Origin of the sequence: Mucilaginibacter lutimaris (assembly GCF_042676625.1) — a bacterium.
Classification (GTDB): domain Bacteria; phylum Bacteroidota; class Bacteroidia; order Sphingobacteriales; family Sphingobacteriaceae; genus Mucilaginibacter; species Mucilaginibacter lutimaris.
In genome coordinates, this window is record NZ_JBHTIA010000003.1 from 930,785 (window position 1) to 945,477 (window position 14,693).

Annotated in this window: 13 protein-coding genes; 9 read left to right on the plus strand and 4 right to left on the minus strand. The window is 42.6% G+C overall.

Features of this window, described 5'->3' with window-relative positions:
- The first annotated feature begins 171 nt into the window (after nucleotides 1–171).
- The 8 genes from ACFQZI_RS05020 (at nucleotide 172) to ACFQZI_RS05055 (ending at nucleotide 8,888) form a co-directional block, all read left to right on the plus strand.
- Entirely contained in the window at nucleotides 172–783 is a 612-nt protein-coding gene (locus ACFQZI_RS05020) for a GIN domain-containing protein (protein ID WP_377139229.1), read from the plus strand.
- Nucleotides 784–912: 129 nt separating this feature from the next.
- Nucleotides 913–1,638: a head GIN domain-containing protein gene (locus ACFQZI_RS05025; RefSeq protein WP_377139232.1), complete on the plus strand. Its 726-nt coding sequence runs from the start codon at nucleotides 913–915 to the stop codon at nucleotides 1,636–1,638.
- A 90-nt stretch (nucleotides 1,639–1,728) separates the two neighbouring features.
- Nucleotides 1,729–2,697 carry a c-type cytochrome gene (locus tag ACFQZI_RS05030; RefSeq protein ID WP_377139235.1) on the plus strand — a complete coding sequence of 323 codons (969 nt, stop codon included), beginning with the start codon at nucleotides 1,729–1,731 and terminating at the stop codon, nucleotides 2,695–2,697.
- A gap of 96 nt (nucleotides 2,698–2,793) precedes the next feature.
- Complete coding sequence (gene tig / locus ACFQZI_RS05035) at nucleotides 2,794–4,143, plus strand: trigger factor (protein WP_377139237.1); 1,350 nt, start codon at nucleotides 2,794–2,796, stop codon at nucleotides 4,141–4,143.
- A gap of 201 nt (nucleotides 4,144–4,344) precedes the next feature.
- Nucleotides 4,345–5,076, plus strand: a complete 732-nt coding sequence (locus tag ACFQZI_RS05040) for an ATP-dependent Clp protease proteolytic subunit (protein ID WP_377139240.1) — start codon at nucleotides 4,345–4,347, stop codon at nucleotides 5,074–5,076.
- 87 nt (nucleotides 5,077–5,163) lie between these two features.
- Nucleotides 5,164–6,402, plus strand: a complete 1,239-nt coding sequence (gene clpX / locus ACFQZI_RS05045; protein ID WP_377139243.1) for an ATP-dependent Clp protease ATP-binding subunit ClpX — start codon at nucleotides 5,164–5,166, stop codon at nucleotides 6,400–6,402.
- Nucleotides 6,403–6,538: 136 nt separating this feature from the next.
- Nucleotides 6,539–7,399: an AMP nucleosidase gene (locus ACFQZI_RS05050; protein WP_377139245.1), complete on the plus strand. Its 861-nt coding sequence runs from the start codon at nucleotides 6,539–6,541 to the stop codon at nucleotides 7,397–7,399.
- A gap of 127 nt (nucleotides 7,400–7,526) precedes the next feature.
- On the plus strand, nucleotides 7,527–8,888 hold the full coding sequence (locus ACFQZI_RS05055) for a pyridoxal-phosphate dependent enzyme (RefSeq protein ID WP_377139248.1): 1,362 nt from the start codon (nucleotides 7,527–7,529) through the stop codon (nucleotides 8,886–8,888).
- A gap of 62 nt (nucleotides 8,889–8,950) precedes the next feature.
- On the opposite strand, the gene ACFQZI_RS05060 is transcribed toward ACFQZI_RS05055, so the two are convergent.
- The 4 genes from ACFQZI_RS05060 to ACFQZI_RS05075 all read right to left on the minus strand — a co-directional run bounded on the left by ACFQZI_RS05060 (nucleotide 8,951) and on the right by ACFQZI_RS05075 (nucleotide 13,346).
- Nucleotides 8,951–9,322, minus strand: coding sequence for a DMT family protein (locus ACFQZI_RS05060; RefSeq protein WP_377139250.1), 372 nt, complete (start codon nucleotides 9,320–9,322; stop codon nucleotides 8,951–8,953).
- Between the two features lie 139 nt (nucleotides 9,323–9,461).
- Nucleotides 9,462–11,018: an ArnT family glycosyltransferase gene (locus tag ACFQZI_RS05065; RefSeq protein WP_377139253.1), complete on the minus strand. Its 1,557-nt coding sequence runs from the start codon at nucleotides 11,016–11,018 to the stop codon at nucleotides 9,462–9,464.
- A gap of 133 nt (nucleotides 11,019–11,151) precedes the next feature.
- On the minus strand, nucleotides 11,152–12,459 hold the full coding sequence (gene murA / locus ACFQZI_RS05070) for a UDP-N-acetylglucosamine 1-carboxyvinyltransferase (RefSeq protein WP_377139256.1): 1,308 nt from the start codon (nucleotides 12,457–12,459) through the stop codon (nucleotides 11,152–11,154).
- A 146-nt stretch (nucleotides 12,460–12,605) separates the two neighbouring features.
- Nucleotides 12,606–13,346, minus strand: a complete 741-nt coding sequence (locus ACFQZI_RS05075; RefSeq protein ID WP_377139259.1) for a DUF4290 domain-containing protein — start codon at nucleotides 13,344–13,346, stop codon at nucleotides 12,606–12,608.
- A gap of 197 nt (nucleotides 13,347–13,543) precedes the next feature.
- Between ACFQZI_RS05075 and ACFQZI_RS05080 the strand changes: the two genes are divergently transcribed.
- Nucleotides 13,544–14,647 (plus strand): mandelate racemase/muconate lactonizing enzyme family protein, encoded by a 1,104-nt coding sequence (locus ACFQZI_RS05080; RefSeq protein WP_377139261.1) that lies wholly within the window; start codon nucleotides 13,544–13,546, stop codon nucleotides 14,645–14,647.
- The last annotated feature ends 46 nt before the right edge of the window (nucleotides 14,648–14,693 follow it).

Below are 14,693 nucleotides of genomic sequence, written 5' to 3' on the forward strand. Positions count from 1 at the left end.
TCAAAATTTCTTTTCCCTTTCACCGACACATTTCTGTCATTCACCGACATAAACCCGCACTGTATCTAATACAACCTAAACGGCTGTAACGTTTCTTTCGCACGTTCGTCATATAAGTGTATTTAGTTACAAAAAACAACTTATAGTATTCATAATCAAAATATTAATAAAATGAAAACAACAATTTTCACCATGGTAGCCGTAATGATTATGGCAGTGGTAACCACAACAAACACCTATGCAAACGTTAATAATAATAACGAAGAAGCAGCAACCGTATTAACCAACGTAAGCAAGATCAACAAGATCGAAATACACGGGAATGTTGAGCTTTACGTATCTGACGGCGCAGCCGACCAGGTTAAGGTTTACAATAAATACTATGCGGAAAGCGCTTTGGTACAAAGCAAGAACGGCCTGTTAAGGATCTCATCTTACAAAAACGAAAAATTGGTGGTTTGGGTAACAGCCGCAGATCTGCAGGCTATTAACGCTTATGACAATGCCGAGGTAAAATCGTTTGGTAAGTTAGAAAAATTAGACCTTGAAGTTAACCTCTACAATACCGCAACTGCCGATTTAAACGTAGAGGCTTACAAAGCGACAGTAAACGTTAACGATGATGCTAAAGTAAACTTAACAGGTAATGTGAACGATTACAATTTAACCTGTAGCCAGCCTGCAAACGTTAATCATAAAAACTTTGTAGCTGTAAGCACTACCGCGCAAACAACAGGCGTAACAATTGCAAAAACCAAACAAACCGAAATTGCAGGTTTGTAACTGTTAGCATGTCTTGCAAGGTCCATCATATATCAAAAAGCCGTTTGAGAATAAATCAGCGGCTTTTTTTAAATTTACTGTAACTTCAACCCGTAAACCAACGTCCAAAAAACTAAACTAACACAACATATGAAAAACTTAAACTTTAAAATAGTGCTGCTTGTAGCGGCTGTTTCCATTACCTTATTTTCATCGTGCCGCAGGTTTAGGTGTATAAAAGGTACCGGTAACCAACGTACCGAAACCCGTAAAATGACAGGCTTTACTAAAATAGATGTATCGGGCGGTTACAAAGTAACCTTAAAGCAGGATAGCAGCGAATCCATCTCTATCACCATTGATGATAACCTGTTTAAATACGTAGAAACTACTGTTGAAGGCGGAACATTACGCGTACACAGCCGCCGTAATATTTGCCCAAGCGGCGAAAGCGTCCTGGTTATTGGCGTTAAAAACCTCGAAGCTATAGCTGCATCGGGCGCTGTTGATATAACATCTAACGGGCGCTTAAATGTTAAGGACCTGGGCATAGACCTATCGGGCTCAACCAAGGTTGATCTTGACCTTAGTGCCGGTAAAGTCCGTACAGAAGCAAGCGGTTCAAGCGAGATCTATTTAAAGGGCCAGGCGGCATCGCACGATGTTGACATGAGCGGCTCGGGCAAAGTAGAAGCGCTTGATTTTGTGGTTGGCAAATACAAGATCAGCACCTCGGGAGCAAGCGAGTGTAAAATAAACGTACTGAACGAGTTGGATGTTCATACCAGCGGTTCCAGCGACATACAGTACCGTGGTAATCCTTCAAAGGTAAATAACGATCAGTCAGGCGCTTCGTCTGTAAAAAAGATAGACTAAAAAATAATATTTTCTATTACCATATTGTAACAAATGACGGCCTCAAGCCGTCATTGTTATTTTAAAAGTTTTTAGTTTACCAACCTTATCATGAAAAAGTTAAAAAAATGGATGGCATATATAGCCATTACAATAGCGCTTATTATTGTTGTAACCATATCATACGTTACACTGGCGCTGCCAAACGTAGGAGAGCCCCAATCTCTCAAAGTCGACCTGACACCCCAGCGTATTGCCCGTGGTAAATACCTGGCCAACCATGTAGCGGTATGTATAGATTGCCACAGCACCCGTAAATGGAATGAGTTTGCAGCGCCTATTGATACCGCTATAATAGGGGCCGGCGGCGAACACTTCGACGCCAATGTTGGTTTCCCGGGCGATGTATATGTACCAAACATCACCCCGGCAAATTTGAAAAACTGGACCGACGGAGAACTTTACCGCGCCATAACCACAGGCGTAAAAAAGGATGGTTCGGCAATATTCCCTATTATGCCCTATGGTTCATACGGTAAGATGGATGCTGAGGATGTTTATAGTATAATCGCATATGTGCGCACATTAAAACCGCATGAAACGAAGTTCCCGGCCCGCCGCCTTAATTTCCCGTTAAATATTATTGTGCATACCATGCCGGGCAAAGCAGCAGAAACCACACGCCCTGCCGAGAGTGATACCATTGCTTATGGTAAATATTTAATTACTACCGCAGCTTGTGCCGATTGCCATACTAACAATAAAGATCTTGATTATGCCGGTGGTAAGGAATTTGGAATGCCCGGCAATACAGTAGTAACGTCTTCTAACATAACGCCTGATGCTAAAACGGGTATTGGAACTTGGAGTAAGCAAATGTTTATTGCCAAATTTAAACAGTTTACCGATTATAAAGCCCAGCCCCGGGCAGTAAAGGCAGGACAGTTTCAAACGGTAATGCCATGGTGGAGGTATAGCGGTATGAACGAAAAGGACCTTGGCGCTATATACGCCTACCTAAGAACCGTTAAACCTGTAAACAACAGGGTGGTTAAATTTCAAAGCAAGCCAAAGGCCTAACTAAATTAAAAATAAATTCATACTTTTGCGCCTCGAATTTTACACAGCCGGGGAGGCTGTACTTTCAATAAAATTAAATTAATACCAGGTAAAAAGATGAATATATCACAGGAAAAAATTGATAACCTGAATACAGTTGTTAAGATCAACATCAACCCGGAAGATTACCAGCCGCGTGTTGAAAAGGCCATGAAAGACCAGGCTAAGAAAGCGAAACTACCCGGCTTCCGCCCGGGTATGGTTCCGGTTGGCCACATTAAAAAAATGTACGGTAAAAGCATTTTGGTTGATGAGATCAACAACATGCTATCTGATACTTTAAATAAATACTTAGATGATGAGAAACTTGAGGTATTAGGCCAGCCATTGCCAAAAGTTGACGACACTAAAGAGTATAACTGGGATTTTGCCGATAACTTTGAATTTAACTACGAGGTTGGTTTGGCACCACAGTTTGATATTGATTTTTCATCGAAAGATAAACTTACCCAGTACGTAATAAAAGTTGATGACGAAACCTTAGCGTCTCGTATCAAAAACATCCGCCGTAGCTATGGCAAAATGACAAATCCTGACGTATCGGCAGATGATGATGTGCTTTATTCCGAATTAACTCAACTTTCTCCGGATGGTTCTGTTTTTGAAGGAGGCATAAGCAATACCGCGTCTGTTCGTTTGGATCAGATCAAAGATGAGAAGATCAAAAAATCTCTTATCGGTTTGAAAAAAGGCGACGAACTGGTATTTGACATCAACGCGGCTTTTGATAGCGACGCAGCTAAAGTTGCCGGTTTATTAAAAATTGAAGAAGATGAAGCAGCTGATTTAAAATCTAACTTCAAACTAACTGTTAAGAATATTAACCGTTTAGAAGAAGGCGACTTAAACCAGGAGTTCTTTGATAAAATATTTGGTGAAGGTGTAGTTACCGACGAAGCCGGTTTCAAAGCTAAAATTACCGAAGAATTAGAAATGATGATGACCCAGGATGCCGAGCGCAAACTGCAGGACGAAATTTACAACTACAGTATTGGAAAAGTAGATTTCGAACTACCCGACGCATTTTTAAAACGCTGGTTAAAAGCTACTAACGAAAAACTTACCGACGAAGAGTTGGAAGGCGGTTACGCCGATTTTGCAAAAAACCTTAAATGGACACTTATCGAAAATAAATTGATGAAGGCTAACAACATCGAAATTAAATACGAAGAAGTGTTTGAATTTGCAAAAGGCAGTTTAGACCAGCAGTTCCGTATGTATAGCCCACAGGCTTTAACAGAGGAGCAGTTAGGCCAGTACACTGTACAGTACCTTCAGGATAGAGAAAATGCTAATAAAGTATTTGAGCAAGTAAAGGCGCTTAAGGTGTTTGATTACATTAAGAGTGTTGTTACGCTTGATAAAAAAGAGATCCTGTTCTCTGATTTTAACAAGCTTGCTGCATAATACAGTACACTTAAATAACATCATTACAAAAGCATTTGCCTACCAGCAAGTGCTTTTGTGTTATAACAGGTTCATATTTTGCAGGCACTCACCAATTATTATTACTTTAAAAAAACTTTATGGCGTAAAATATATTCAACTATAAACTATATTTATTGCAGTTACCTAATTTAAACTATAATACTATAACAAACACATATCATGAGTAGTAATATCGATAAAAACGAGTTCCGTAAATACGCTGTTAAGCATCACCGCATTAGCAGCACCTATGTAGATAAATTTATTGGTGGTGTAAACCGCGGCACAACCCCGTCTGGTATTGTTACCGGCCCGGGTATTACCGGCATGACGCCTTATATCCTGGAAGAACGTCAATTGAACGTACAGGCTATGGACGTTTTCAGCCGTTTAATGATGGATCGTATCATCTTCCTTGGCGATGCTATTTACGATCAAAATGCGAACATTATACAAGCCCAGCTATTGTTCTTGCAATCGGCAGATGCTAAACGCGATATCCAGATCTACATCAATTCACCGGGTGGCTCTGTTTATGCAGGTTTAGGTATATATGATACCATGCAGTTCATTTCAAACGATGTGGCAACCATCTGTACAGGTATGGCAGCATCAATGGGTGCCGTATTATTGGTGGCAGGAACCAAGGGCAAACGCGCCGCGCTTCCTCACTCAAGGGTGATGATACATCAGCCATCGGGTGGTGCCCAGGGCCAGCAATCCGATATCGAGATAACCTATCACGAGATCACAAAACTGAAGAAAGAGCTTTACCAGATAATTGCCGAACATAGCGGTACCGATTACCAAACCGTTTGGGATGCATCTGACCGCGACCACTGGATGATTGCCGAAGAAGCAAAGGAATTTGGTATGGTTGACGAGATTTTAAGAGCAAATACAAGTAAATAATATAGCATGAGGTTTACAAAGCCCGGCTAACAGTAGCGGGCTTTGTTGTAACCTGTTAAATTTTTATTTTTGATAAAACCCAATAGGATGAACAAGAACAGCAAGGAGATCAGATGCTCGTTTTGTGGTGCCGGTAAACAGGATTCCCTGATGCTGATAGCCGGTTTGGATGCGCACATTTGCGATAAATGTGTAGACCAGGCAAACGAGATACTGGCAGAGGAATTAAAGGTGCGCAAAGTAAAGGCCGCGCCGGCTATACCTTCTGTGCTTAAGCCTGCCGAAATAAAGTCACACCTCGACCAGTATATTATAGGTCAGGATGATGCCAAAAAGGTATTGTCGGTTGCTGTGTATAACCATTACAAAAGGTTAAACCAGCGTGTGGATAAGGATGAAGTGGAGATTGAAAAATCGAACATTATTATGGTGGGCGAAACCGGTACTGGTAAAACGCTGCTTGCAAAAACACTTGCCAAGATCCTTAACGTTCCGTTTTGTATTTGTGATGCAACCGTATTAACCGAGGCGGGCTATGTGGGTGAAGATGTGGAAAGCATCCTAACCCGTTTGCTGCAATCTGCTGATTATGATGTAAATACCGCCGAGCGCGGCATAGTATATATTGACGAGGTTGACAAAATCGCGCGCAAAAGTGATAATGCCTCTATTACCCGTGATGTAAGCGGCGAAGGCGTTCAGCAGGCTTTATTAAAGATCTTAGAAGGTACTATGGTTAACGTACCGCCGCAAGGGGGACGTAAACATCCCGACCAGAAGATGATAACGGTAAATACCAGTAACATCCTGTTTATTTGTGGCGGCGCTTTCGATAGCATCGAGAAAAAAATTGCTAACCGCCTGCGCACACAAACCGTGGGTTACAAAATGAAACGCGACGACAGCGAGATAGATCTGAAGAACCTGTACAAGTATATTACTCCGCAGGATCTGAAGTCGTTTGGGTTGATACCTGAACTGATAGGGCGTTTACCGGTATTAACATATCTTAACCCGCTCGATCGCGAGGCGTTGCAAAATATATTGACCGAGCCAAAAAATTCTTTACTTAAGCAATATAAAAAACTGTTTGAGTACGAAGGTGTAAAGCTTGAGTTTGATGCCGAGGTGCTTGATTTTATTGTTGATAAGGCAATGGAATTTAAACTTGGGGCACGCGGCTTGCGCTCTATATGCGAGGCTATTATGATAGATGCCATGTTTGAGTTCCCGTCTAAAAAAGACGTAAAGCGTTTAAACATAACATTAGAATACGCACACGACAAGTTTGAGAAAAGCGACCTTAAAAAGTTAAAGGTGGCTTAATAATTATTTGATAATACAAAAGTATTTTCGTATATTACACACTAACCCTGGTGAACACACGCCGGGGTTTGCTGTATAAAAAGGTTTCATAACCTTATAGTACAAATACATACACACAAAAAGAGGAAAAAAAAAGATGAACGAAGAATTAGATGTTAAGAAAGATGACAACACACCCGCTGCAAAAAAAGTTAAAGAAGTTTCTACGCCGGTAAAATCGGGTTTAAAAACTAAGGAGGCTATTGTAGCCAATTGGCTGCCACGTTACACAGGCCGCCCGCTTGATGCGTTTGGTGAATATATTATACTAACAAATTTCTCAAAATACCTGCAGCTGTTTTCTGAATGGAATGATAACGCGCCGATAATGGGGCTTGATAAACCTATGCAAAGCGTAACCGCAAACGGTATCACCATTATTAACTTTGGTATGGGTAGCTCCGTAGCTGCAACGGTTATGGATTTGCTAACGGCCATTCACCCTAAAGCGGTGATATTTTTAGGTAAGTGTGGCGGTTTAAAAAAGAAGAATAATGTAGGTGACCTTATACTGCCTATAGCCGCTATAAGGGGCGAAGGTACATCAAACGACTACTTACCTGCCGAAGTGCCCGCGCTGCCCTCATTCGCGCTGCAAAAGGCTATATCTACTACCATCCGCGATCAATCGCGCGATTACTGGACAGGCACCTGTTACACAACCAACCGCCGCGTTTGGGAGCACGATAAAGAATTTAAGAAATATCTGAAAGAGCTCCGCGCTATGGCGGTGGATATGGAAACAGCCACCATTTTTACAACAGGTTTTGCCAATAAGATCCCAACGGGAGCATTATTACTTGTATCGGACCAGCCGATGATCCCCGAAGGTGTTAAAACTGCCGAGAGCGACAGCAATGTAACCAATCAATATGTAGAAACCCACCTGCGTGTAGGTATCGAATCGTTAAAGCAGCTGATTAACGGCGGGTTAACAGTAAAACACCTTAAGTTTTAATTATTGGTGAGTATTTAATTGAGTGGTGGATGGTTTTATCTATAGTTATCCATAAGTACTATTCACCATTAATTACTAATTTTGGGCACTGCCTGTTAAACCTGCAACAAATACTTGATCTAATATTATGTGGTACAATAATATACTCGAAACCATAGGCGATACGCCAATGGTTAAACTCAATAAAATAGCGAAGGACATCCCCGCTACTGTTTTAGCCAAGATAGAGACAACCAATCCGGGTAACTCTATTAAGGACCGTATGGCGCTTAAAATGATCGAGGATGCCGAGAAAAGCGGTAAACTTAAGCCGGGGGGTACCATAATTGAAGGTACATCAGGTAATACAGGCATGGGTTTGGCCATAGCTGCCGTTATAAAAGGCTACAAATGTATATTTACCAGTACCGATAAGCAATCGAAAGAGAAGTTTGACGCCCTGCGTGCTTTTGGTGCCGAAGTTATTGTTTGCCCAACCAATGTTGAGCCCGAAGATCCCCGATCTTATTACTCGGTATCATCCCGTTTAGAGCGTGAGGTACCTAACTCATGGAAACCAAACCAGTACGATAACCTGAGTAACTCGCAGGCGCATTACGAAAGTACCGGCCCTGAAATATGGGAGCAGACCGAGGGTAAGATAACTCACCTTATAGTAGGCGTGGGTACCGGCGGTACTATTTCCGGTACTGCTCGTTATTTAAAAGAGAAGAACCCTGCCATACAGGTTTTGGGTATAGACACTTATGGTTCGGTATTTAAAAAATATAAGGAAACCGGCATATTTGATAAGAACGAGATATACCCTTACATTACCGAAGGTATTGGCGAAGACTTTTTACCGCAAAACGTTGATTTTAGCCTGATTGACCATTTTGAGAAGGTGACTGATAAAGACGCCGCCCTCATGACCCGCGAGATAGCCCGTAAAGAAGGCATCTTTGCAGGAAACTCAACGGGTTCGGCAGTTGCGGGCTTATTACAAATGAAGGATAAGTTTAAGGAAGGCGATGTAGTAGTTATTATATTCCCGGACCACGGTACCCGCTACCTGGGTAAAATGTATAATGACGATTGGTTGCGCGACCGCGGTTTTATTAAAGAAGAGAAGCTTACCGCACGCCACATCATTGGTAAAAAAGAGAGCCAGGAGATTGTGACTATAGATTGCGAAAAAACCGTTTTAGAAGCCATTAACACAATCAAATCGCTTAACATAAGCCAAATACCGGTTACGCAAAAAGGTATGGTGATAGGCAAGATAACGGAGAGTGACATATTGGATTCGCTGATCGAAAATCCGGGTATTAAATCGCAGCCGGTTAGGAATATCTCAACCGCCCCGTTCCCTTTTATCGACCTGAACACTTCAATAGATAAGATCTCCGGGATGATCAATAAGGATAACATTGCCGTGCTGGTAGAGGATGATAACGGCAAGATAGAGATCATTACCCAGTACGATATCATCAACGCGATATCTGCTTAAATTTGGATAGTATAACATATAATGTAGAGACGCGAATTTTGCGTCTCTTTTTGTTTATAATATTACCACTTCTTGAATATCACAAACACCGCCAATACGATCAGCCCGAAGCCGACCAGGTGGTTCCAGCCAAGCTTTTCCGTTTTGAAGAATACGATGGTGAACACCATAAACATGGTAAGCGTAATGGCTTCCTGTATGGTTTTAAGTTGTACTAAGGTAAAGGGCCCGCCATCTTCCTTAAAGCCCGCGCGGTTTGCCGGCACCTGAAAAAGGTATTCAAAAAATGCCAGCCCCCAGCTTATTAAAATAATTGCAAATAATCCAAGGTTTTTGCCCCAGTCGTATTCCTTAAATTTAAGGTGCCCATACCAGGCAAACGTCATAAACATATTTGATATGGTGAGTAAGAGGATGGTTTTCGCGCCGCGCATGATTTGATTTTTCTGATGTAAAAATAAAAAATTGATGGAATTGTTTTATTTGTCATCCTGAGCGATAGCGAAGGATCTATTATTGAAGATGTATGCCGGCGATTAGATGCTTCGTACCTCAGCATGACAAGGGGAAAGATTACTGCAAGCGTTTCTTCGCAAGCTCCGCCTTATAGATCTCGTTCAACTTTGGCGATGGGTTTGTAATAAGATAGATTCTTGAATTATGCTCACGCGCCAGTGGGTTTAATACCCTGCCGGTTTCTTTGTAGCTTTCTACCACTTTGCTTAACCTGCGTTCAACATTGTCGTCGTCGTCAACATAAATAATGTAATGTGCACTTAAACTATCGGCAGCCCAAAGCTGGAAACTGCTGTTTAGGCTAACCACTTCGGGCAGGTTATACTTATGCCTGTAATGATGCAAAGCACCCGCCTGGCCATAATTATCGGCAAATAACTGTGTGTTTTTTTGCTGCTCGGGGGTCAAACTGTGATATGTATCGGCAGCTTTTTTAGCCATCTCGTCCCAACCCAGCATATCGGCGTAATCTTGTGTAAGCGGGTGCTGTTGTTGGTCTTCCCACTTTGTTAAAAAATCAAGGAAAGGCAGGCGCTGCTTAGTGGTTTTAATAAAGCTTACCGTGCTTTGTAATGGCAGTATGGGTAATACCAAAGGTAGCAGCAGCAGGTTAGGTACAACAAACAGTAACACCGCAACAGTGCGCAGTACATAATAAGTGCGTTTAAGCATACGCTCCAAAGCAAAGCCACCCGCGGCAAACAGCATAGGGTAGGCGCCAAAAAGATAATAGCTTTTACCATTCATCTTCAGTAAAAACAAAAATATTAAGATATAGGCGATAGACAGATACCGGAACCTGCGTAATTTGAATGAGAAAAGTAAAAAGCAAAACCCGGTAAACCATACAAACAGCGCTACGCCGTTAACCAATAGCTGCTGCATTACAAAATCCATTGGCTTTACATAATCAAGCTGGGTTTCGCGCAGCTCGCGCATATGGTGTATAACCGGCAAGTGGTGCGCAAATTGCCAGATGATGTTAGGCAGGAATATTAATATGGCTATAAGAGCAGAAAATATAACGTGCCTGTTAAAAAGCAATTTACGTTCCCTGCTTATCAATATCCCAACAATAAGCGACGCGGTAAAGAATGCCATGGTATACTTGGTAAGCATACCCACCCCCACAGCTACACCAAGCCAGTACAGATATTTTACATTCGCGGTGTTAAGGTACCGTACAAAAAGCCATACGGTTACTACCCACCAAAGCTGATCGAACACCACAGGCTGAAAAAGATAACCGCTTGCCGCGAAGGCGGGGGCGAAGATCAGTGCTAAACAAGCGATAGTGATGGCATAACGGCGGCCGCCAAGTTCTGCAGTTATTTGCCCGGTAAGCCAAATAATAAGCCCGCTTGCCAGGGTGCTAAAAATGCGTGCCGCGAAAACTGAATCGCCAAAAACGTTAAGAGTTACTTTTGCCAAAAGGGCTATAAACGGAGGTACTTCTTTATAACCCCAGTCGAGGTGGTCGCCTAAAACCAGGTGCAAAAGTTCGTCGCGATGAAAGCCAAAATTGCTGATGGCAAACAGGTTAAGAATAATTTTTAAAGCAACAAAGATCAGTATAAAGGTAGAATACGATGACCTCCGGTTTTTATAAGGCATTATGGCTTTATTGGTTTTCGATAAAAATAGAGAAAAAGAAGTAATATCGAATACTGAATTTAGAACTCCGAATAATGAAGTGCTAATTTTTCCTTCATTATTCGAAATTCAATATTGGGTGTTTGGAGTTAATTTAAACCCTTTTTATATCAGCACCAAGCGCTTTAAGGCGCTCATCAATATTCTGATAGCCGCGTTCTATCTGTTCGATGTTGTAAATGGTAGACTGTCCTTGTGCCGACAACGCGGCGATAAGTAAAGAAACGCCCGCGCGAATGTCAGGAGAGGTCATAGATATACCCCGTAACTGCACCATTTTATCTAAACCGATCACAGTAGCACGGTGCGGGTCGCACAGGATGATGTTTGCACCCATATCCAGCAATTTATCTACAAAGAATAAGCGGCTCTCAAACATCTTTTGATGAATCAATACCGATCCTTTAGCTTGTGTGGCTACTACAAGCACAATGCTCAGCAGGTCGGGGGTAAAGCCGGGCCATGGGGCGTCGGCAACAGTCAACAAAGAGCCGTCAATAAAAGTATCTATCTCATAATGGTCTTGAGACGGGATGTAAATATCATCGCCACGGCGTTCCAGTTTAATACCAAGACGTTTAAAAACATCGGGTATCATACCTAATTCGTCGTAATGCACATCTTTGATAGTTATTTCAGAGCCCGTCATGGCGGCAAGGCCAATGAACGATCCTATTTCTATCATATCCGGCAGCATACGGTGGTCGGTGCCGCTAAGTTCGGTTACGCCTTCAATAGTAAGCAGGTTGGAGCCTACACCGGTTATTTTTGCACCCATGCGGTTAAGCATTTTGCAAAGCTGTTGCAGGTAAGGCTCGCAGGCTGCGTTGTAAATAGTGGTTGTACCTTTTGCCAGTACGGCTGCCATTACAATGTTGGCCGTGCCGGTTACCGACGCCTCATCAAGCAGTATGTAAGTACCTTGCAGGTTTGATGCATCTACATTATAAAAGCCGTTATCCGGGTTGTAATCAAAACGGGCACCCAGTTTTTCAAAGCCCAGGAAGTGGGTGTCCAGCCTGCGGCGGCCAATTTTATCGCCACCGGGTTTAGGGATAGATGCCTTACCAAAACGGGCCAATAGCGGGCCTAGTATCATGATAGAGCCGCGTAAACCACCGCCTTTTGTTTTAAACGCGTCGGAGTTGAAGAAATCCTGGTCTATTTCTTTAGCTTCAAATGTGCAGGTATCGCGCGATATGCGGTTAACTTCAACACCCATGTCGCCCAGTAACTCTATCAGTTTATTTACATCCTGAATATCCGGAATGTTACTGATGGTCATTTTTTCGCCGGTTAACAACACGGCCGATATAATTTGTAGTGCTTCGTTTTTTGCGCCCTGAGGGGTTATTTCGCCCTTAAGTTTTTTACCGCCTTGTATTTCGAATGCGTCTTTCATTTTTAGTCGATGGTTGATGGTTCATAGTTCATGGTCTAATTCCAATCGTCAGATCATGCTTTGGGTACAAAGATTATAAAATAATTGCACCCAAGCCCAAATTCTTTCTATGAACTATGAACCGTCAACTATGAACCAATGATCAATTAATATTTTTTAGCCCCTCCCGTGTTGCGGTTGCGGTTGTTTTGATTGTTGTTATTACGCGGATTGTTGTTATTGGAACGGCCGCCATTGCTGCCACCACGGTTGTTTTGATTGTTATTGGTGCGTCCGCGGTTGTTGTTATTCTGATTATTTTGGTATGGGTTGGCACGGAACTCAACACGGTTGAGGTTTACGTTCTCTTCCAGCTTTAAGGTACCGCCTGATAAAGCGTAAAGATCTGAAAGGATGGTTTCATCGGCAACCGAATCTTTGTTCCACTGTACATAAGCCATTTTCATGAAGTTGGCAATCGCTTGCACCATGTGGCGTTTGCGCTCCGGCTCTTCAATAGCCTTGGCTTTTTCTATCATCATTTCTATGGTTTTGCCATAGTGCTTGTACCTTATACGCTGATGAGGGTATTTAAGCGGTTCGGGTTTAAGGTGGATAGCCTCTGGGCTTGGTTTCGGGTACGGCGAATCAACATCAAGCTGAAAATCTGATATGATGTGCAGGTGATCCCAAAGCTTATGTTTAAAATCGGCTACATCCCGCAGGTGTGGGTTTAAAAAGCCCATCAGATCTATAACCACCTGCGCGTATTTGTTGCGCTCGTCTTTAGTTGGTAACGCCACAATGTATTTCACCATGTTTTGTACGTTACGGCCGTATTCGGTTAATAAAAGTTTACTCCTGGTTGAGTTGTAATCAAACGGACCAGGCAAATTTGTTAATGCCATGTATATTTTTTAATAAATAAAATTGTCTTGAATTGCTTTTCGATGCATGGACAGTTTCCTGGAAAAGGAACGGAAACCGGAGAACCGAAATGAAATGGTACGAAGTACTAACGCAAATATATGCTAAATGTGTTAAAGTGCAAATTTTAGATCGTGAGCAGGTTATTTATGTATTTTAGCAATTAAGCAATACAACAATGTCAGCAATTATTTCGTCCATCAATATCTACCGTTTCAGCATCCAAATGGAGCCCTTCACCATTGCCACCGGCACTATGAACCACGCCCAGAATGTGTTTATCCGCGTACATACCAATAAAGGGTTTTACGGTGTGGGCGAATGCTCGGCCTTCCCGATGATCGTAGGCGAAACGCAGGACACCTGCCTGGTAATGGCTAAATATTTCGCTAAACTTTGGATAGGAAAGGATGCCCTTGATATTGAAGCACGCATGCAGCAATTGCACGATGCCGCCGCGGGTAATACCACTATAAAAAGCGCGTTTGACATGGCCTTGTATGATATTAGTGCTAAAAATACCGGCTTGCCTTTGTATAAATTTCTTGGTGGTGAAAAGCGAGTTGTTGAGAGCGACATAACCATTGGCATTAATACGCCAGAAGCTATGGCCCATAAAGCCATTGATTTTAAAGCATCGGGCGCAAACATCTTAAAAGTAAAGCTGGGTAAGGGTGCCGGAACAGACGTGGAGCGCATTAAACAGATCCGGGAAGCGGTTGGCCCAGAGATGAAGATCCGGGTAGATGCTAACCAGGGTTGGAGTTTCGATGAGGCGGTTCTTGCATTGCAGGCGCTTGGGAGTTACGAAATTGAATTTTGCGAACAGCCCATGCGTACCTGGTATGACGACCGCCTGCCCGAATTATTGAAACTATCGCCGGTGAAAATAATGGCCGACGAGAGCATCTACAATCACCACGACGCACGCAAGCAGATCAACAGCGGCTCTTGCCATTACATCAATATAAAAATGGCCAAATCGGGCGGGATACTGGAGGCGAAAAAGATTCATGATACAGCTGCCGAACGCGGCATTCCCTGTATGATGGGCGGTATGCTCGAAAGCCGTATAGCGTTGAGCGCCAAACTGCATTTTGTGTACGCCAGCCCAAACATTCATTTCTACGATATGGATACCTGTATGCTTGGCCACCTGCAAGACCCCTGCGTTGGAGGGGTTACCTACGATGGGTACAAACTCAACATTAGCGACGCTATTGGGATAGGCGCAGATGCTGATGAAGAGTTTTTGAAAAAGTGCGAGAAGTGGACGGTCTAAACTCGAATTTAAAAAATTAAGGAATTTATCGAATTGCATACATTTT

Excerpts from the sequence above, each read along its gene's own strand:
- ACFQZI_RS05055 (WP_377139248.1), top strand. The coding sequence starts at position 7,527 with ATGTGGTACAATAATATACTCGAAACCATAGGCGATACGCCAATGGTT.
- ACFQZI_RS05080 (WP_377139261.1), top strand. The coding sequence starts at position 13,544 with ATGTCAGCAATTATTTCGTCCATCAATATCTACCGTTTCAGCATCCAA.
- ACFQZI_RS05050 (WP_377139245.1), top strand. The coding sequence starts at position 6,539 with ATGAACGAAGAATTAGATGTTAAGAAAGATGACAACACACCCGCTGCA.
- ACFQZI_RS05065 (WP_377139253.1), bottom strand. The coding sequence starts at position 11,018 with ATGCCTTATAAAAACCGGAGGTCATCGTATTCTACCTTTATACTGATC.
- tig (WP_377139237.1), top strand. The coding sequence starts at position 2,794 with ATGAATATATCACAGGAAAAAATTGATAACCTGAATACAGTTGTTAAG.
- ACFQZI_RS05030 (WP_377139235.1), top strand. The coding sequence starts at position 1,729 with ATGAAAAAGTTAAAAAAATGGATGGCATATATAGCCATTACAATAGCG.
- ACFQZI_RS05075 (WP_377139259.1), bottom strand. The coding sequence starts at position 13,346 with ATGGCATTAACAAATTTGCCTGGTCCGTTTGATTACAACTCAACCAGG.
- murA (WP_377139256.1), bottom strand. The coding sequence starts at position 12,459 with ATGAAAGACGCATTCGAAATACAAGGCGGTAAAAAACTTAAGGGCGAA.
- ACFQZI_RS05060 (WP_377139250.1), bottom strand. The coding sequence starts at position 9,322 with ATGCGCGGCGCGAAAACCATCCTCTTACTCACCATATCAAATATGTTT.
- ACFQZI_RS05025 (WP_377139232.1), top strand. The coding sequence starts at position 913 with ATGAAAAACTTAAACTTTAAAATAGTGCTGCTTGTAGCGGCTGTTTCC.
- ACFQZI_RS05020 (WP_377139229.1), top strand. The coding sequence starts at position 172 with ATGAAAACAACAATTTTCACCATGGTAGCCGTAATGATTATGGCAGTG.
- clpX (WP_377139243.1), top strand. The coding sequence starts at position 5,164 with ATGAACAAGAACAGCAAGGAGATCAGATGCTCGTTTTGTGGTGCCGGT.
- ACFQZI_RS05040 (WP_377139240.1), top strand. The coding sequence starts at position 4,345 with ATGAGTAGTAATATCGATAAAAACGAGTTCCGTAAATACGCTGTTAAG.